15 protein-coding genes and 2 pseudogenes are annotated in these 17,836 nt (G+C 71.8%); 13 read left to right on the top strand and 4 right to left on the bottom strand.

Translation table 11 applies throughout. The annotated features are described in order from the left end of the window. Nucleotides 1-130 precede the first annotated feature (130 nt). The 5 genes from IEZ10_RS27510 to IEZ10_RS27490 all read left to right on the top strand — a co-directional run bounded on the left by IEZ10_RS27510 (nt 131) and on the right by IEZ10_RS27490 (nt 5,577). Nucleotides 131-1,306, top strand: a complete 1,176-nt coding sequence (locus tag IEZ10_RS27510) for an NAD-dependent epimerase/dehydratase family protein (RefSeq protein ID WP_189249413.1) — start codon at nt 131-133, stop codon at nt 1,304-1,306. A 340-nt stretch (nt 1,307-1,646) separates the two neighbouring features. Then, nucleotides 1,647-3,188, top strand: coding sequence for an acyl-CoA carboxylase subunit beta (locus IEZ10_RS27505; protein ID WP_189249490.1), 1,542 nt, complete (start codon nt 1,647-1,649; stop codon nt 3,186-3,188). A 464-nt stretch (nt 3,189-3,652) separates the two neighbouring features. Next, a complete protein-coding gene (locus tag IEZ10_RS27500) occupies nt 3,653-3,922 on the top strand; it encodes a hypothetical protein (RefSeq protein WP_189249412.1) in 270 nt (89 codons plus the stop codon). Nucleotides 3,923-3,946: 24 nt separating this feature from the next. After that, nucleotides 3,947-4,708, top strand: a complete 762-nt coding sequence (locus IEZ10_RS27495; RefSeq protein ID WP_189249411.1) for a 4'-phosphopantetheinyl transferase family protein — start codon at nt 3,947-3,949, stop codon at nt 4,706-4,708. Nucleotides 4,709-4,854: 146 nt separating this feature from the next. Next, entirely contained in the window at nt 4,855-5,577 is a 723-nt protein-coding gene (locus IEZ10_RS27490; RefSeq protein WP_189249410.1) for an alpha/beta fold hydrolase, read from the top strand. 154 nt (nt 5,578-5,731) lie between these two features. Here IEZ10_RS27490 and IEZ10_RS27485 read toward each other — a convergent pair. The 3 genes and pseudogenes from IEZ10_RS27485 to IEZ10_RS27475 form a co-directional block, all read right to left on the bottom strand. Then, nucleotides 5,732-5,989, bottom strand: a pseudogene (locus IEZ10_RS27485) (IS5/IS1182 family transposase); the annotation flags it as partial. A 141-nt stretch (nt 5,990-6,130) separates the two neighbouring features. Continuing rightward, entirely contained in the window at nt 6,131-7,012 is an 882-nt protein-coding gene (locus IEZ10_RS27480) for a carotenoid oxygenase family protein (protein ID WP_189249409.1), read from the bottom strand. A 218-nt stretch (nt 7,013-7,230) separates the two neighbouring features. Next, on the bottom strand, nt 7,231-8,190 hold the full coding sequence (locus IEZ10_RS27475) for an MFS transporter (RefSeq protein ID WP_229811701.1): 960 nt from the start codon (nt 8,188-8,190) through the stop codon (nt 7,231-7,233). Here IEZ10_RS27475 and IEZ10_RS27470 point away from each other — a divergent pair. From IEZ10_RS27470 to IEZ10_RS27460, 3 genes are all read left to right on the top strand, one after another. Continuing rightward, on the top strand, nt 8,180-8,389 hold the full coding sequence (locus IEZ10_RS27470) for an alpha/beta fold hydrolase (protein ID WP_189249407.1): 210 nt from the start codon (nt 8,180-8,182) through the stop codon (nt 8,387-8,389). The two genes, IEZ10_RS27475 and IEZ10_RS27470, sit on opposite strands and share 11 nt — an antisense overlap. 145 nt (nt 8,390-8,534) lie before the next feature. Beyond that, complete coding sequence (locus tag IEZ10_RS27465) at nt 8,535-9,209, top strand: ribonuclease FAU-1 family protein (protein ID WP_189249406.1); 675 nt, start codon at nt 8,535-8,537, stop codon at nt 9,207-9,209. A 129-nt stretch (nt 9,210-9,338) separates the two neighbouring features. Next, nucleotides 9,339-9,878 carry a P-loop nucleotide/nucleoside kinase family protein gene (locus IEZ10_RS27460; protein WP_189249405.1) on the top strand — a complete coding sequence of 180 codons (540 nt, stop codon included), beginning with the start codon at nt 9,339-9,341 and terminating at the stop codon, nt 9,876-9,878. On the opposite strand, the pseudogene IEZ10_RS27455 reads toward IEZ10_RS27460, so the two are convergent. Next, nucleotides 9,870-10,001, bottom strand: a pseudogene (locus IEZ10_RS27455) (IS5/IS1182 family transposase); the annotation flags it as partial. The gene IEZ10_RS27460 and the pseudogene IEZ10_RS27455 overlap by 9 nt on opposite strands. 336 nt (nt 10,002-10,337) lie before the next feature. Here IEZ10_RS27455 and IEZ10_RS27450 point away from each other — a divergent pair. From IEZ10_RS27450 to IEZ10_RS27430, 5 genes are all read left to right on the top strand, one after another. After that, nucleotides 10,338-14,588, top strand: a complete 4,251-nt coding sequence (locus tag IEZ10_RS27450; RefSeq protein ID WP_189249404.1) for a WD40 repeat domain-containing protein — start codon at nt 10,338-10,340, stop codon at nt 14,586-14,588. A 614-nt stretch (nt 14,589-15,202) separates the two neighbouring features. Further along, the gene (locus IEZ10_RS27445) at nt 15,203-15,889 is read left to right on the top strand and encodes a hypothetical protein (RefSeq protein WP_229811700.1); all 687 of its coding nucleotides are present in this window, start codon (nt 15,203-15,205) and stop codon (nt 15,887-15,889) included. Nucleotides 15,890-15,915: 26 nt separating this feature from the next. After that, nucleotides 15,916-16,629, top strand: a complete 714-nt coding sequence (locus IEZ10_RS27440) for a hypothetical protein (protein ID WP_189249403.1) — start codon at nt 15,916-15,918, stop codon at nt 16,627-16,629. Beyond that, nucleotides 16,544-17,077 (top strand): sensor histidine kinase, encoded by a 534-nt coding sequence (locus IEZ10_RS27435; RefSeq protein WP_229811699.1) that lies wholly within the window; start codon nt 16,544-16,546, stop codon nt 17,075-17,077. The genes IEZ10_RS27440 and IEZ10_RS27435 overlap by 86 nt, the downstream gene beginning before the upstream one ends. Then, entirely contained in the window at nt 17,074-17,730 is a 657-nt protein-coding gene (locus IEZ10_RS27430) for a response regulator (RefSeq protein ID WP_189249401.1), read from the top strand. The genes IEZ10_RS27435 and IEZ10_RS27430 overlap by 4 nt, the downstream gene beginning before the upstream one ends. Nucleotides 17,731-17,836 lie beyond the last annotated feature (106 nt).

The following is a 17,836-nucleotide window of genomic DNA, read 5'->3' as shown; positions in this document are numbered from 1 at the left end:
AGCAATCGGCCACGCATTTCCGGGAAGGGCCGGACGGCCCGTGAAGTGCGCATTCGGCGGCAAGCACAACAGGAGGTGACACCGGACGGCCCGCCGCCTTTGACTGGTGGGGATTGGGAGAGGTGAACCGATGCTCGTAACTGTCACCGGCGGCACCGGATTCGTCGGCGCCCATTCGATCGCGGCGATGGTGAGCGCGGGCCACCGGGTCCGCATGCTGGTCCGCGACCCCTCGAAGGTGGAGCGCGCGCTGGCGCCCCTGCACGTCGGGCCGTCGGCCGTGGACGTGGTGGCGGGGGACGTGACCGACGAGAGGAGCGTGGCCGGGGCCGTGCGCGGGGCCGACGCGGTGCTGCACGCGGCGTCGGTCTACTCCTTCGACAGCAGGATGCGGGCACGGATGCGCCGGGTCAACGAGCGCGGCACCGAGGTCGTCCTCGGCGCCGCGCGGCGCGCCGCCGGCGGGCCGATCATCCACGTCTCCACCGTCGTGGCCCTGGCCCCGGAGCCCTCACGCGACCCGTCGTCCCCGGCACGGCCCGGGACGATCGACGAGCGGTCGCCTGTCGCCCGCCCGCGCGAGACCTACGCTGCGACCAAGGCCGCGGCCGAGCTGGTGGCCCGCCGCCACCAGGCCGAGGGCGCCCCGGTGGTGATCACCTACCCGCCCGCCCTGCTCGGGCCGCACGACCCCAACCTGGGCGACCAGGCGGCAAGGCTGCGCGACGCGCTGCGCGGGCTGATGCCGCTGTGGCCGGTGGGCGGGTTCCCGCTGGGCGATGTGCGGGACACCGCGGCGCTGCACGCCCGGCTGCTGACCGCACCGGGCGCCGCGCCCGCCGTACGGGACACCGCGCCCACCGGGTCCATCGGGCCCACCGCGCCCACCGGGTCCGCCCTGCTCGCCGCGTGTGACACCGCGCCCGCCGGGCCGGGTGGTCCGGAGGCGGGCCGCCGCTTCGGGCCCGGCCGGTACGTGACGACCCGGGAGTACGTCCGGGTGCTGCGCGAGGTCACCGGCCGCGCCCTGCCCGCGGCCTTCCTGCCCGCGGCGGCGATGATCCCGGTCGGCCTGCTCGCCGACCTGGTGCAGAGGGTGTGGCCGTGGCACATTCCCGCCGAGTACGGCGCCATCCACACCTGCGCCCATGCCGGACGCCCCGCCGGAACCGCCGGCGCGGGCGGGATCACCCCGCGCCCCCTGGCCGAGACCGTCGGGGACACGGTGCGGTGGCTGTGCGAGAGCGGGCACCTGCCCGCCGGTCGCGCCGGCCTCGCCTACCCGGCGCCCGCGCTCGTGAGGTGACGCCCCACGTGGCCGCGGGCGGCCGGGGTCACCCGGCACGCCGGCGCGTGCAACACCTGAGGGAGGATCTCCAGTGAGTATCTCGGAACTCGACGCCGTATCCATACCGGCGCCGGCGCCCGCCAGGGAGGACCTCGCCGTCCGCCCCGTGGCGCCCGCCGGCGACCGGCCCGCGGGCCCCGCCGCGCCCGCCGGCGGCCGTGACGACGTGCCGCCGGCCGTACCGGCGGCGCTGGTCGCGCCGGCCGTACCGTCCGCGCCGGCCGTACCGTCCGCGCCGGCCGTACCGTCCGCGCCGGTCGTGCCGGCCGTGTCGTCAGCGCGGCCCGCGTCCCGCTCCATGCGCGCGCTGCGCGAGGAGCACGGCCGCCTGCGGGACGGCATCGCCGCCGGGAACGGCGAGGCCGTCGCCCGCCAGCACGGGCTCGGCAAGCGCACGGCCCGCGAGCGGCTGGACCTGCTGCTCGACGAGGGGTCGTTCGTCGAGGTGGACATGTACCGGCGGCACCGGGCGCATGGCCTGAGGATGGAGCGGCAGCGCCCGTACACCGACGGCGTGGTCGCCGGATCGGGCACGATCCACGGCCGCCGCGTGTTCGTCTACGCCCAGGACTTCACCGTCTTCGGCGGCTCGCTCGGCGAGGCGCACGCGCTGAAGATCCAGAAGGTGATGGACCTGGCGATCGCCACCGGCTCGCCGTTCATCGGGCTGAACGACAGCGGCGGCGCCCGGATCCAGGAGGGGGTGATGTCGCTCAACGGCTACGGCGGCATCTTCCAGCGCAACGTCCAGGCGTCCGGGGTCATCCCGCAGATCAGCGTCGTGCTCGGGCCCTGCGCGGGCGGCGCGGCCTACTCCACGGCGCTGGCCGACTTCACCTTCATGGCCGGCGAGAACGCCCAGCTCTACCTGACGGGTCCCGACGTCGTGGAGGTGGTGACCGGCCAGCGGGTCACCCACGCCCAGCTCGGCGGCGCTCAGGTGCACGGCACCCGGTCGGGGGTGGCCACGTTCGTGCACGACGACGAGGAGAGCTGCCTGGCCGAGGTGCGCTACCTCGTCTCGATGCTGCCGGGCAACAACCAGGAACCGCCGCCCCGGTACCCGGCCCGCGGCGCGACCGACGACCCGCGGCCCCGGCTGGCCGAGATCGTGCCCGTCGAGCCGAACAAGCCCTACGACATGCGCCTGGTCATCGCCGAGCTGGTGGACGACGGTGACTTCCTGGAACTGCACCAGGGCTGGGCGCCCAACGTGATCTGCGCGCTCGCCAGGATCGACGGCGAGGTGGTCGGCCTGGTCGGCAACCAGCCCATGGTGCTCGCCGGCGTGCTGGACGTCGCCGCGTCCCAGAAGGCCGCCCGCTTCGTGCGTTTCTGCGATGCCTTCGGCATCCCGCTGGTGACCCTGGTGGACGTGCCCGGCTTCCTGCCGGGCACCGACCAGGAGTACGCCGGGGTCATCCGGCACGGCGCCAAGCTGCTGTACGCCTACTGCGAGGCCACCGTGCCCCGCGTCCAGGTCATCGTGCGCAAGGCGTACGGCGGGGCCTACATCGTGATGGACTCCCGCTCCATCGGCACCGACCTGTCGCTCGCGTGGCCGACCAACGAGATCGCCGTGATGGGCGCCGAGGGCGCGGTGAACGTCGTCTACCGCAAGGACCTCGCCGCCGCGGCCGACCCCACCGCGCTGCGCGCGGAACTGCTCGGCCGGTACGTCGAGGAACTCGTCCACCCGTACTACGCCGCCGAACGGGGACTGGTCGACGACGTGATCGACCCCGTGGAGACCCGGTCGGCGGTCGCCCGCGGGCTGGCGATGCTGCGCGACAAGCGCAGGGCCGGGGCCCGGCGCAAGCACGGGAACGTGCCCCTCTGACGTCCGCCGCGCCCACCCCCGGAGCCGTGCCTCGAACACCGAGGCACGGCTCCTTCGCGTTCACCGCCTCGCTCCCACGCCGCTCCCACACCGCCCCGCACGCCCCGTCGCGGCCCACCCCGCCGCGGCCCGCTCCGCCGCCGCCCGCGCGCTGACCCGCACCTCCCGCCGCGGCCCGTACGGCCCCGTCACGCCCGCCGGCCGGTGACAGGATGCGGCTACCCGCGTGCAACTTGCTGCCTCGCCGAAGCCTGGTCCCGCCCCATCCCGCATCGCAGAGTTGAGGGTGTGAGAACGAATCACCGACCACGCCGGACGGCGGGGACATCGAAGGGACGATGACCCGGCCGTCATCCGGTGAATTCGGGAGGTTCGCTGGGGCGTCCGTTCATCCGGACGGGCGGGAAACGTCGAGGAACCGGTCTCTTCCAATGGGCCGGTAAATGGGAGAAGGACCGTGGCTCATGCTGGTTCAGTTGACGATGCGCCATATCGACGGGCGGCCGATACCGAATTCTCCGGTAGACGGAATCCGGGTTCTGGCGCTTCTTCCAGAGGAATGGCACAAGGACCTCAGGCAGGCGACCGGTGACATCGTCATCCGGATACGCGCGGAGGAGGAGGCCACGAGCGCGCAGATCCGCGCCGAGGTGGTCCGGATCCTCGCCAGGCCGGAGGTCAGTCACCTGGAACTGGTGACCTGCCGCGCCCTGTCCGCCGGTCACCGCGAGTAGAACGCTGCGACAAGGAGAAGATCGATGATCACTTCTGTTCTGTCGGCGGGCGAGTGCCACGTGTGGTGGGCCGATCCGCGACAGGGGACGATCGAGGGCCTGACCGGGGTGTTGAGCCCCACCGAGCTGGAGCGGGCGGCGCGCTTCCGGCGCGAGCCGGACCTGCGCCGCTTCCTCACCGGGGCCTGGCTGCTGCGGGTCACGGCCGGCGCCCAGCTCGGCCTCCGCCCCGAGGACGTGGCGGTCGACAGGTCGTGCTCGGACTGCGCCAGGAACCACGGAAAACCGCGGATCCACACCGGCGGGCCCCCGCTGCACGTCTCGATCTCCCACTCGGGCGACCGGGTCGGGGTCGCGCTGACGGCCGAGGGGCCGCTGGGCGTGGACGTGGAGGCGGTGCCGACGACCTCGGTCGACGAGCTCGCGCGGTGCGCGCTGACGCCGGCCGAGCGCAGGACCCTGGAGGCGCTTCCCGGTGACGAGCGGTACGAGGCCTTCGCCCGGACGTGGGTGCGCAAGGAGGCGGCCCTGAAGGCCACCGGGCACGGACTGCGGATCTCTCCGGACCGGGTCGAGGTCAGTGGCCCGGACGAGAGGCCCGCGCTGCTGAGCTGGCCGCTGGACGTCCCCGTGGACGGGGTGCGGCTCCTGCCGCTCGACCCCGGACACGGCTACGTCGGGGTGGTGGCGATCCTCACCGGGAACCCCGACGTCCGGGTCGTGGAGTCCGACGCCGCCGTCCTCAACCGGGCCTCCCTCGTGCGGGCATCCGGTAAGGCCGCCTGACGAAAGCTTGACGGGGCCCGGTGCCGGATTGCTGAATGGCGATGGGCGTCGCCATCGCCGGACCTTCGACAACGACGATGTCCCACCGCCGGAACGCGCCTCCCATGGGGCGCGGACCGGCCGGAAGCAGGGGAAACGGACTCCTCATGAAGAACTTCGTTCTCATCCCCGGCCCGTGGATGGGCGCCTGGGCCTGGGAGCCGGTGGCGCGGCGCCTGCGCGGCCACGGCCATCGGGCCCACGCGGTCACGCTGCCGGGACTGACCACCGCCGAGACCGACGTCGCCGACGTCGGCCTGGAGACGCACGTCGGCCACGTCCTGGCGACCATCGAGAGGGACGACCTGCGCGACGTCATCGTCGTGGGGCACAGCTACTCGGGCATCGTGGCCGGCCTGGTGGCCGACCGGGCCCGCGACCGGGTGGCGCACACGGTGTTCGTCGAGGCGTTCCTGCCCCACGACGGCAAGTCGATGCTGCACGCCTTCCCCGAGCGCCTGCGCGCCGAGGAACTGCGGCTCATCGCCGCCAACAACGGCCGCTGGCCGGCTCCCGACGCGTCGGTCGTGGCCGACGGCCAGGGGCTCTCCCGCCGCCAGGCCGGCTGGCTCGCCAGGCGCTTCGTCGGCCACCCCGGGCGCACCGTCGCCGAGTCCGCCGTCCTGACGCGCCCGCTGGCCCAGCAGCGGGCCACCTACGTCATGTGCTCGATGGAGCACTTCGGCGGCCGGGTGTCCGCCGACGTCTCGGCCATGCGCACCGCGCCGAACTGGGACTTCCGCACCATCGACACCGGCCACTGGCCCATGGTCTCGGCCCCCGGCCACCTCGCCGCCCTCCTCGACCAGGTCGCGGCCCGGCACTCCTAGGCCGTGTCTGACAATTCCGCGTGGCGGATCCAGAGCATCAGAGACGCGATGACGGCACCTGCGAGATGGCGGCCGGCGAGCTTGTCGAAGCGGGTGGCCACGGCCCGCCACTGCGGAACACCGCTCAACCAGGGTGCGCCCCTTACCGAGGGTTTCAGAATGAGGCTCGGAGCCGGCGCAGGCAGATGATGCTGCATTCCAGGTCGAGCAGGCCCCGATGGAGATCGGCGCGGTGTTCGTAGCGGATGCGTAGCCGTTTGAACCGGTGCAGCCAGACGAAGGTGCGCCCGACCACCCACCGGATGGCGCCCAGCCCGGAGCCGTGCGGGGTGCCGCGGCGGGCGATGACCGGGCTGATCCCGCGTATGCGCAGGTGGCGACGGTGGCCGGGGTAGTCGTAACCGCGGCCGGCGGTGCGCTTCAGCTCCGTCGAGGGACATGCCGGGTGGCCTTTCTCGCGGGAGCGGGGCGAAGGGGCGTGGCGGGGCCGTGCTGGAGGCGCGGGGCACGGGGCGCGGGGCGGCCCTCGTGGGGCCGCCCCGGAGGGAGCGGGCTACAGGTCGGTGTCGGGGATCCAGGAGCCGTGGATGCCGCCGGTGACGCGGCGGGGCAGGTGAACCGCGGCGATCTGCTCGAGGCCGGAGGCGTCCAGGACCAGCAGGCGGGAGGAGTCCTGCTTGAGGTCGGAGATGACGGTGAGGAGGTAGCCGCCTTCTTCGCCTGTGGCGCCTTCGGCGGGGACGAACACGGCCTCGCTGGGCAGGCGGGCGTCGCCGACCTGGTGCACGCGCCGGGTCGAAGGTGACGGAGCCTTCGATGAAGACGATGTGCCGGCGGGTGATCGCGAAGTCGTGCTTGAGTGACACGGTCGCGCCGGGGATCTCGGCGCTGTGGATGATCTGCCCTTGGCGCCGGCGATGTAGTGGATCAGGTAGGGCGGGAACGGCGAGGAGCCGAAGAAGTGCAGTTCGCCGGTGACGGGGTCGGTCTTGGGGTGCGCGGTCATGGCGCTGCGCAGCTTGCCGTCGAAGTCGTAGGCGCCGACGGTCTCCAGTTCGGCGTCGAGTTCGAACGGGAAGTTCGTCTCGCACAGGGCCAGCAGGCGTCCGGCGTGCTCGATGACGTGGGTGCCGGCGACGCTCGCGGTCAGGTCCACCCCGCGGCCGGTCATGTAGGGGGCGTCTTCGAGGGCGGGAGTGCGAACCCACCGGTTGCGGTACCACTCCGCGCGGCCGTTTCGCAGCCTGATCCCGTGGACCATGCCGCTGCCCTTGAACCAGTGGGTCGGGGTGACACCCGGCTTCGGGTTGTGGCTGTTGTGGATCAGTCCGCCGTTCAGCTCCGGTGGCAGGTGGCCTTCGACGGTGAGGCCGGTCGCGCTGATCTCGTCGACGGCGGGTGTGTAGTGACCGGTCAGGTAGGGCTTGGCGGTCATGACGGATTCCTCTTCATTGATGCCTTGGGCTTGCGGTGTGGGGATCGGACGGGCTGTTCGGCGCGGTGCCTCGGGGTCGCGCGCCGGGATTCGAGAGGCTGCCGGAGGGCCTGGCCGAGCTGGGCGACGGGTGCCCCGGCCCACGACGCCTCGACACGGACGGTGGAAGGCCAAGCCGTCCTGAACGCCGCTGTCGATGGTGGTGGACAGGCGGACGATCACGGGACGGTCTCGTCGACGGTGCGCGTGGCGAGCTTCCTTTCGGTTGTACGGGCGGCGCGGGTCAGGTAGGCGGCGAGGAGGGTCATGAGGATGAGGACGGCGGCCGAGGCGACGAACGCGGCGCGGTAGCCGTCGGTGAGGGCTCGCAAGGACGGCTGGGAGGAGCGGGCGGTGAGGGAGCCTGCCAGGGTGGCCAGGACTGCCGGACCCACGGCCCCGCCGACCTGGCGGGTGGTGTTCACCAGCCCACCCGCCGTGCCGGCGTCCTGCTTGGCGACACCGTCCATCGACAGGCCGGTGAGCTGGACGAAGGCGATGCTCAGGCCGAGCCCGATCATGACGCTCGGGCCGATCACGTCCGTGAGGTATGAGCCGTCGGCGCTGATCCGCGACAGCCACAGTGGTCCGGCGGCCTCCGCGATCAGGGCGGCCGGCAACGCCCTGGGGGTGCCGATCCGCGCGGTGAGGCGGCGGGCCGGCGCGGAGCCGAGCATGACCGCGCCGGCGAGCGGAAGCTGGCCGAGGCCGGTGACCAGAGGCCCTTGCCCGAGTACCTGCTGCTGGTAGAGCGGCAGAAAGAAGAACAGCGCGATCCACACCGACCCGAACAGGGCCATCAGCGTGTTGGCCGCGGCCACCCGGCCGCCTCGCAGCAGCCGCGGCGGTATCAGCGGATCAGGGTGACGGCGTTCGGCGAGGACGAACAGCGCCCCGAACACGGTGGCGGCGGCGAACGCTCCCAGGACCGGCCCGCCGCTCCAGCCCTGCTCGCGTGCGGTGGTCAGGCCCCACACCAGGGCTGTCAGGGCCAGCGTGACCGTCAGGGTGCCGAGGAGGTCGAACCGCCCGCCGGCGCGCTGCGGGGTCCGCGGGGCCGAGGCGCGGCACCTGGCGGAGGGTTTCCGCGCGCTGCGGCAGCTGACCGAGAACAAGCCGTTGCCCGATGTGCCCGTCACTCTCATCTCCGCGGCCACCGGCAAGAAGCGCTCCGGCGGCAGGCAGGCCCAGATCGCCGCCAGTCACCGGCGGCTGGCCCGGTCGCTCCCCCAGGGCAGGCACGTGTGGGCCGAGGGCAGCGGGCACATGGCGCCGGTAGAGGCACCCGAGGTCATCGTGAAGGAGGTGCGCGCTCTCCTGGCCCGAGTCTCGAAGTGAGAAAGACCCGTTCCGGTGGGGTGAGGAGTCGGCGAGAGCTCTTTCAGAGAGGCATCCGACCGCGCCCCGGTCTCGTCAACGGCTGATCCTGTAGGACCCCGCGCCCGTATCCGGTTCCGGGTCCCGGATGGTGGAAGATCGCCGAATGACGATCAACACGCTGGGACGCTTCGAGGCGGGGACGACCGTGGTACGCCGCCATATGTGGGGCGGCAAAGTGTGGTCGGCGATACCGTATCGGGTGCTGGAGGACGCCGGGGACTATCTGACGGTGGCCGGCTGGCCGGGCTTGCGTGCTCTGGTGTCGACCACATGGATCACAGCGTTCCTGCACGACGGGCGCGGCCGGGATCGGATCATCCAGGAACTGGCATCGGGCACGTGGCAGCTGGGGTGGTGGACGTGGCAGGACACCACGGTACGCAGCTGGTACGGCCTGGACGCCTACTTCACGGTGCGGCAGTACTTCGACGCCGATCGACGCCCAATCGCCTGGTACGTCGACTTCGACCTGCCGAAGCAGCGCACTGCCATGGGTATCGACACCTACGACCTTCTGCTGGATCTGGTCGCCGACCCCGACCTGTCACACATCCGGTGGAAGGATGTGGAGGAGTACGAGCACGGTCGCCGGCTTGGGCTGATCGATGATCGGTCGCATCAAGGCGTCCTCGCGGCGCGCGAGGAAGTGGTCGGGCTGATCGAATCACGACAGGGCCCCTTCGCCCACGACTGGACGCCTCTGCCCATCGAGGACTGGCGAACGCCCGTGCTGCCCGATGATGTCCGGCCTGGCGCCGTGAGCTCCGGCTTTTACTGAGCGTTTCACAACGAAGTCGGCGTGACGGCAACATGGACCAGTTGACCATCGCGCCGCAGGCTGACAACCGCTGAGAGACCTTGCTCGGCATCGGATGGTCGGTCGGTCCCGTATGACAGTGTTCGGGGCATGCTGATCGTGATGAGCGGCTTGCCTGGTGCCGGCAAAAGCTCCATCGCCCAGGAGCTGGGCCGTTTGCTTCCGGCCCCGGTGCTGTCGGTCGATCCGGTGGAGGCCGCGATGTGGCGAGCGGGAATCGACCGCGGCCGGCCGACCGGACTGGCGGCCTACGTCGTGGTGGAGGCGCTGGCCTCCGATGTCCTCGCGCTCGGGCAGACCGTCATCGTCGATGCGGTGAACGATGCGCCGGAGGCACGGGAGCAGTGGCGCGGTCTTGCCCGCCGCCGGGGTGCGGCGCTGCGCCACATCGAAGTGATCTGCTCCGATCGTGCCTTGCACCGGCGACGGCTCGAAGGTCGCCGGCGCGACATCGACGGCTTCGTCGAGCCGACCTGGGCGTCAGTGGAGGCGCGACGCGCGAACTTCGGCGCCTGGCGCGAGGACCGCCTCGTCCTCGACTCCACCGCTTCGCTGACCGGCAACGTGCAGATCGCCATGGCTCACCTGCGCACTGCTCGCCGAGATCCCTTGTCGAGCACCTCAGAATGACGTCTGGAGTCGGCGAAGGCAGATGATGCCGCATGCCGGCCCAAGCAGACCTTGATGAAGGTCGGCTCGGCGCTCGTAGCGGATGCGCAGCCGCTTGAACTGATGCAGCCAGGCGAAGGTGCGGCCGCGGTGGCGGGGATGACGGCGCGGTACGTGCCGCCGGCGCTCCGACGCGGTGGCTCGCTGGCGCGTTCGATGGAAACGTGGCCCAGGCCGTGGCGGGCCGGCAGTTCGCTCAGGCGGGCCTGGATCTGGTGCCAGATGGTGTCGGGGTCGGCGTGGGGGATGCAGCCGGATGTGCAGCGGTCGGGGTGGGCCTGGACGGTGTGGAGGCCGGCGACGGCGCTGTTCTTGAAACATCCGTCGTGATCAGTAGCGCCGGCCCCCTCCGTATCGATGACACCGTAGAGAGGATCTGCTTTCCCGCAGGGAGCCACGCATTCAGGTCAGGAGCGACAGGTGGAGCACCAGGAGGCACCGGGCGGAGTGTCCCTGTCTCCGGAGCAGATCGCGGCCGCCCAGCAGGGGGCCCAGAGCTGGGTACGCCGGGCAGCCGGGCGTGCGGTGGCATGGACAACGCCGCGAGCGCTCCTGGCGACTCTGTGCGCCAGTGCGCTGACTCCGCTGGCCCTGGCCGATCCGGGGGCGGCGGTGCTGCTGGCCGGGATGAACGTCATCGGATCGGTCGGCGGTAACGTGCTGGCCACCGTCATCAGCTCCGCCCTGGACGCCGCCCGCGCCCGTACCGGCGGCACCGAGGAGGAGCGTGCCGCGCACCTGGAGGAGGAACTGGCCGTACGGCTGGAAGAGGCCCTGCGGCCGGGGGATGCCCGCGCCGACGCGCTGACCAAGACGCTGGCGGCGACGCTGGAGGCGGTGGACGCCACCCGCGCGGCCCTCGGCGAGGCGCTCGCCGGTGGGCATGCGGAGCTGCTGGAACGGATGGCGTCGGGCTTCGCCGAACTGGGCCGGCAGAACGCGGCGCTGGTGCCGATGCTGGAGCGGCTCGATGCGGCGGCGGGGGAGGTCCAGGAGATTCTTTACCGGCAGGACGCCGAACGCCGCCACCAGACCGCGTTGCTGGTCACGGTGCGCGATCGGCTGAGCGTTCTGGAGCGCCGTCTCACGGCGGGGGCGTCCTCGGCGCCGGAACCGCAGTGGATCGGCGGTTGTCCTTATCAAGGGCTGGCGCCGTTCGGACCGGCGCAGGCGGCGGTCTTCCACGGGCGCGGGCAGGCCACCTCCCGGCTGGTCGCCATGGTCAACGGTGGGGGCCTCATCGTGGTGACCGGGGCGTCCGGTGCGGGGAAGTCCTCGCTCCTGCATGCCGGACTGCTGCCCGCGCTCACGACTCCGTCTCCCCAACATGATCTTGACGACGCGCCTCAGATCACCTTCACCCCGGGGACGAACCCCTTGCGGCACCTGGCGCTGCAGCTCGCGCTCCCGTGCGGCGCCGACGCCGGCGCGGTCCTCGGCGAGCTGCGAGAAGATCCCGCGCAGGCCGCCGTCTGGGCCCGGCAGATGCTGTCCGCCGAGGTGATCCGCCGGCGGCAGCAGGGCGGGAACGGCGAGGTGCCGCGGAGAGTGGTGATGGTGGTCGATCAGTTCGAGGAGCTGTTCACCCTGTCCGCTGAGGGGTCCGCCGAGAGGGCCGCTTTCGTGGACGCGCTGCACGCGATCACCATGGGAGGGCCCGGAGTGGTCGTGGTGGCCGTACGTGGCGATTTCGTGGATCGTTGCGCCACCCACCGAGCGCTGGCGCGGGCCCTGGAAGAGCGCATGTTCGTGCTCGAGCCGATGAGTGAGGCGGAGTTGCTGCGGGCCATCACCGGGCCCGCCGCCGCGGCCGGGCTCGAAGTGGAGAAGGGCCTGGCCGAGCAGGTGGTACGGGAGCTGGCGGGACATCTGCGAGCTCCGGCAGACGTGGGGGCGCTGCCTCTGCTGTCGATGGCGATGGTGCGGACCTGGGAGAACCGCGACGGCGATCGGCTGACCCGGCAGGGATACGACCGTTCCGGAGGTGTGGCCTCCGCCGTCCACGACGCCGCCGAGGCCGTTTACGCCCGCTTGAGCCCCGAGCAGCAGGAGATATCCAGGCGCGTCATCACGGCGCTCGTGCTCCTGAGCGACGACGGGCAGGTCACCCGCCGCCGCTTGGGTGTCGGCGAGTTGACCGCCCTCTGCGCGGAGCGGCCCGAAGCCGTCAGAGAGGTGGTCACGACTTTCACCGACGCCCGGCTCATGGTCACCGCCGGGACCGTCGAGCTCGCCCATGACGTGCTGACGACGGCGTGGGGTCGTCTGCGTGACTGGCTGGACGACGACCGCGCCGACCGGGTTCTGCACGGAGAGATCGAGAAGGCCGCCGCCAAGTGGGACGCGGAAGAGCGCGAGGCCTCTTTTCTCTATCGCGGCGTACGGCTGGAGAACGCCGGGTCGGCCGTGGCGCGCTGGCGTGCCGGCCCCCGGCGTGGCCTCCGGCTGACCTCCGTGGCCGAGGAGTTCCTCCGCGCCGGTGCTGCCGCCGCCATGCAGAGCCGGCGCCGGTGGCGGAGGGTGATCGTGGTGCTGTGCGTCCTGGTCGTGGGATTGAGCGGCGTCTCGGTGTCTCTGATCCGCTCCAACCAGGAAGTCGGCCGACAGCGCGATACGGTGCAGCAGCGGGGCAACGAGATCCTGTCCCGCCAGTTGGCCGCTCACAGCGAGACGCTGTCCGCCGATCCCGTGACGTCGGCCCGGCTGGCCGTGGCGGCATGGGCCATCGCGGGGACCGGCGAGGCGCGGGCGAGCCTGGTGTCGGTTCTCAGCAGGCCCGAACGTGCGGTCCTGGCAAGTCGCGCGGGCGCGGTCAAGTCCGTGGCCTTCAGCCCGGACGGCTCTCGGCTCGCCACCGCGGAAGCCGACGGCGCCGTACGTCTTTGGGACACCGCCACCCACGAGCAGGTGGGCTCCCCCATGACCGGCCATGAGGGAGCCGTACGGTCCGTGGCCTTCAGCCCGGACGGAACCCGGCTCGCCACCGCGGGCAGCGACGGGACGACGCGGGTGTGGGATCTCATCGCGCACGAACGGCTTGGCGCCCCCGTGAAGGGCCACGACGACGAGGTACAGTCCGTGGCCTTCAGCCCGGATGGCTCCCGCCTCGCCACCACTGGCGGCGGGAAGACACACGTGTGGGACCTCGCGACCCGCGAACGGGTCGGCGCCCCGATGGTCGGAACGTGGTCGGTCGCCTTCAGCCCGGACGGGGCGCGCCTGGCCACCGCGGGCGACGACGGCGCCGTACACCTGTGGAACACCCGCACTCACGCGCGGATCGGAGCCCCCATGAAAGGCCACGATGGCGCGGTATGGTCGGTCGCCTTCAGCCCGGACGGGTCACGTATCGCCAGCGCCGGATTCGACGGCACCGTACGCGTCTGGGACACCGCCACCCGTGAACAGGCAGGCAGCCCGATGGCCGGCCACAAAGGGGCCGTACGCTCCGTGGCCTTCAGCCCGGACGGAGCCCATCTCGCCACGGTCGGCGACGACGGGACGGCGCGCGTGTGGGATCTTGCCGCCCATAGGCAGATCGGCGCCCCGATGAGCAGCCACCGGCACCCGTCCTCGGTGGCTTTCAGCCCCGACGGGGCGCGGTTGGCCACCTCTGGGAACGACGGTGCGCGACTGTGGGACGTCACCGTCCATAGACAGGCCGGCGCCCCGATGGCGAGACTCGACGGCTCGGTACGCAAGGCGATCTTCAGTCCGGACGGGACCCGGCTGGTCACCACGGGAGGCAACGGCACGGCACGGCTCTGGGACCTGGCCACCCGCCGTCCCCTGGGAGGCCCGCTGGCCGGCCATGTGGGCGAGCTCTTCTCGGTCACCCTCAGCCCGGACGGGACCCGCCTGGCCACCGCCGGAGGCGACGGGACCGTCCGCGTGTGGGACATGCTCAATCATCGGCAGCTCGGAGAGCCGCTGACCGGCCATGCGGGCCCGGTGGAGTCCGTGGCGTTCAGCCCGGACGGCTCCCGGCTCGCCACCACCGGTGACGACGGGACCGCCCGGCTCTGGGATCTGACCACCTACCGGCAGCTCGGCAAGCCGGTCAGTGAAGACCAAGGCCCGCTCTTCTCGGCCGTCTTCAGCCCGGATGGATCGCGCCTGGCCATCGCGGGGGGCGACGGGACCATTCGTGTGTGGGATCCGGCAACGCGCCGGCAGCTGGGCGACCCGCTCACCGGGCACAAAGGCCCGGTCTTCTCTGTCGCCTTCGATCCACGCGGATCCCGGCTTGCCGGCGCCGGCTTCGACGGCACGGTCCGGCTCTGGGACGTGGCCACCCGCCGGCAGCTCGGAGCCCCGCTGACCGGGCACGAAGGCCCGGTGCAGACCGTGGCCTTCAGCCCGGACGGGACCCGCCTGGCCACCGCCGGAGGCGACGGCACGGCCCGGGTCTGGGACGTGGACACCCACCGGCAGATCGGCGACTCGCTGACCGCTCATGAAGGGCCGGTCCACTCGGCCGCGTTCAGCTCGGACGGGTCCCGGCTCGTCACCGCGGGGACGATGGTGCGGATCTGGGACGTGGAGTTGCCCGGTGACCTGGTCGGGGCGGTCTGCGCCGTCGCGGGCCGGTCGTTCGACCAGCGGGAATGGCGGCGGTTCATTCCGTATGAGCATGAGCCGTACCGTCAGAGCTGCCCTGCTCCCCGATGAGCTCGCTTGACGGCCAGGTGTTCTCGCCACTGGATGCGGGGGCGGGGACGCCCTCCACCCAGATCTCGCGGCGCCGGATCGCCTTACGCAGCGCCACCGGTGCGCACAACCCGTACGAGGACGCGCTCGACATGGCCACGCTCGTCGACCACCGCCTCCGACAGCGTCATGATCAAGCCCGACGGCACCGATCGCGGGCGGGTCGAACGAGGTGTCTTCCATCAGTCGCTCTCCTTCAAGGCGGGCGGGATGTGGTCGGGTGCGCAGATCTGCCGGCGGCCCTCACGGGTCACCGGGACGCAGCCGTGAGCGGTGGGCAGGAACCCCACAGGTCGGAGCGGGACGCGGTGAGCGTCGCCTGAGCATGCTTCGCGCACATGACGAGGCCGCCGCAACGCCGGCGGCCGCCACAAGGCGATCACATGCTCAGCGACCTGCGGCATCGCAACTAAAGAGACATCCGTACGTGCCGAACGGCAGGTGTGGTGGCCTTCTTCTGCACGCCAGGGTGATGGCATGTCACCGATCAACATCACTCCTGCGTCGGTTCACCACAACGCCTGGTTTCCCGGGCGATTCATCGGAGGTGGCGCCCTGGTGCTCGGGCCGCTCCTGTGGTCCGCCGTGCTCTGCGCCACCTGGCGCAGAGCACGGCGGACTTCACGTCGCGGCAGCGGGCGTATTTCGCCACGCAGCCGTTCGCCGCGCCCGAGCAACTGGCCGCTTACACCGTGAACCCGGAACCGGCCACGGCCGGGTACGCCCTTTACACGGCGGGAGCCATCGTGCTGTGCCCGGCCATCGTCGTCCTGGCCCGGATGGCTGCCACGCGCTCCCTCTGGCCGGCCCGCCTGGGCGGCGCGATGGTGGTCGTCGGGCTGTTCTCGCGCCTGTACTGGGCGGGTGTGGACGAGACGGCCCTGCAGCTCATCGGGACGCTCGGGCTGGAGCGGACGACCGAGATCGTGATGGACCTGTACGTGGACATCTCCTACGGGCCCTGGCGAGTGCCGGTCTCGGCGGCCTTCGGTCTCTATGTCGGGACACTGCTCCTCGGCCTGGCCGCCTTCCGCTCGGGCACGTTCGGCACCGGGCGGCTGGTCCTGTTCCTGTTCTCGGGCTGGCTGTGGACCGGAGTGCTGAAGAGGAGCGAGCCGATCGACGGGGTACTGTCGGGCGCTGCGCTGTGCCTGGTGCTCGTGCCGCTCGGGATCAAGGTGCTGCGCGATGCCGTGCCGGAGCTGCGCACGCAAACTCAGCCGGCCGGGGACAGGACGCCGTTGCGGGTGCTCAGCTGGTGACACGTCGTTCCGGACACCGCTTGGCGGTGTCTACTCTGTGGTGGGTGAAGGATGTGCGGGCCGGGCTCTTGCCGTGGGTGCTGCCCGCAGCCGCCTTCTGCGGGGCCTTTGCACCGGCGGCGTTGTCCGGCGCGCAGGCGTACGGGTACGCGGCCACGCTGGCCGGGCCGCCCGCACACCTGCCGGCCGCCGGCGGGCCGGCCGCGTACGTTCCCGCCGCTGTGGTGGGGCTGCTGGCCGCGGCGGCGGCCAGGGCGGTGCCCGGCCGGCCATGGCCGCTGCTGGTGCTCGCGCTGGCTGATGCCGTACTCCGCGCACCGGGGCTGCTGCTGGCCGTGGCCTCGTACGTCGCCGCGACCGCCCTGCGCCGCCCGACCCCGTTCGCGCTGTACGCGGTGCCGGCCAGTCTGGTCGCGGTCATCCCGCAGCCCGGTGCCGGACTGGTCTCCGCACTCGGCGGCGCACCCCTGTTCGCCTGGCTCCCCCTGGCGCTCGGGCTGTGGGCCGGTGCTCGGCAGGAAGTGGTCGCGGGGCTGCGCGAGCGTGCCCGGCGGCTGGAGCGCGAGCAGGAGGTGCGAACCGAGCAGGCGCGCGCAGGAGCGCGCCCGGATCGCACGCGAGATGCACGACGTCGTGACACACCGGGTCTCGCTCATGGTCCTGCGGGCGGGAGCGCTGGAGATCAACGCGACCGACGAAAAGACCGCAGCGGAGGCGGAACTGATTCGCGCAACGGGTAAGGACGCGCTCACCGAGCTCAGAGCGGTGCTGGGGGTCCTGGGCGAAGAGGGCGGGGACTACCATCCGCGGCCGACACTGGCCGATCTCGACGGGCTCCTGGAGCAATCCCGCTCGGCGGGCGTACCGGTGGAACGGCACGAGGAGGGCGATCCGGGCGCGTTGCCCGTCATGGTCCAGCACACTGCCTACCGCGTCGTCCAGGAAGCCCTCACCAACATCCACAAACACGCGGGACGAGCCGCGACCCAGGTCGTCCTGCGTCACCTGCCCGCCGCGTTGCAGGTCGACGTGCGCAACGCCGCCCCGCCGGATCCGGCCCTGGATCTACCCAGCGGCGGGTCCGGGCTGCTGGGGCTGCGTGAGCGCGTGGAACTGCTGGGCGGTGAATTCACGGCCGGGACGGAACCCGACGGCGGATTCGTGGTCAGCGTCAGGCTACCGACATGATCAAAGTGCTCATCGCGGACGACGAGGCGCTGGTGCGTACGGGCCTGCGCGCGATCCTGGAGGCCGCCGGCGACATCGAGGTGGTCGCCGAGGCGCAGAACGGATCGGAGGCGGTGATCGAGGCCGCCCGCTACCGGCCGCACGTCGTTCTCATGGACGTGCGGATGCCCGTCATGGACGGCGTGACGGCGCTCAGGGAGATCAACCGCTCACCTCAGCCGCCCAAGGTGGTCATGCTCACCACCTTCGACCGCGACGAGTACGTCTACAGCGCCCTGCGAGCCCAGGCATCGGGTTTCCTGCTGAAGGACACCGCGCCCCGCGACCTCATCGCCGCCGTGCGCGTGGTGGCTCAGGGCAGTGCCATGCTCTCACCGACGGTGACCAAGCGCATGCTCGATGTCTTCGCCAGGTGGGAGTCCCCCGACTCGGCTGCCGCCAGGAAGCGCCTGGCCAGGCTCACCGAGCGCGAGCGCCAGATCGCGCGGGCGGTGGCTCGAGGGCTGTCCAACGCCGAGATCGCCTGCGAACCGGGCATGACCGAGACCACGGTGAAGGCGCACGTCAGCCGTTCACTGGCCAAGCTGGGCCTGGCCAGCCGGGTGCAGATCGCGCTGCTCGTCCGCGACGCAGGCGGCAACGACCCAGCCTGATCACGGCTACCGGTGCCAGGCCAAGGGCCCAGTCTGATCACGGCTACCGGTGTAGGCCAAGGACTCAGCACGCGCGCTTCGCCCGGCGACCGGTATGAGCGCCGCG

Origin of the sequence: Streptosporangium pseudovulgare, assembly GCF_014648055.1 — a bacterium.
GTDB lineage: Bacteria > Actinomycetota > Actinomycetes > Streptosporangiales > Streptosporangiaceae > Streptosporangium > Streptosporangium pseudovulgare.
Note: the sequence above shows the minus strand (reverse complement) of the source record. Positions and strands in the feature narration are given on the sequence as shown.

Coding starts and splice junctions, on each gene's coding strand:
- IEZ10_RS27430 (WP_189249401.1), top strand. CDS start 17,074: ATGATCAAAGTGCTCATCGCGGACGACGAGGCGCTGGTGCGTACGGGC.
- IEZ10_RS27495 (WP_189249411.1), top strand. CDS start 3,947: ATGATCACTTCTGTTCTGTCGGCGGGCGAGTGCCACGTGTGGTGGGCC.
- IEZ10_RS27460 (WP_189249405.1), top strand. CDS start 9,339: ATGCTGATCGTGATGAGCGGCTTGCCTGGTGCCGGCAAAAGCTCCATC.
- IEZ10_RS27500 (WP_189249412.1), top strand. CDS start 3,653: ATGCTGGTTCAGTTGACGATGCGCCATATCGACGGGCGGCCGATACCG.
- IEZ10_RS27505 (WP_189249490.1), top strand. CDS start 1,647: ATGCGCGCGCTGCGCGAGGAGCACGGCCGCCTGCGGGACGGCATCGCC.
- IEZ10_RS27480 (WP_189249409.1), bottom strand. CDS start 7,012: ATGACCGCCAAGCCCTACCTGACCGGTCACTACACACCCGCCGTCGAC.
- IEZ10_RS27490 (WP_189249410.1), top strand. CDS start 4,855: ATGAAGAACTTCGTTCTCATCCCCGGCCCGTGGATGGGCGCCTGGGCC.
- IEZ10_RS27435 (WP_229811699.1), top strand. CDS start 16,544: ATGGTCCTGCGGGCGGGAGCGCTGGAGATCAACGCGACCGACGAAAAG.
- IEZ10_RS27465 (WP_189249406.1), top strand. CDS start 8,535: ATGACGATCAACACGCTGGGACGCTTCGAGGCGGGGACGACCGTGGTA.
- IEZ10_RS27510 (WP_189249413.1), top strand. CDS start 131: ATGCTCGTAACTGTCACCGGCGGCACCGGATTCGTCGGCGCCCATTCG.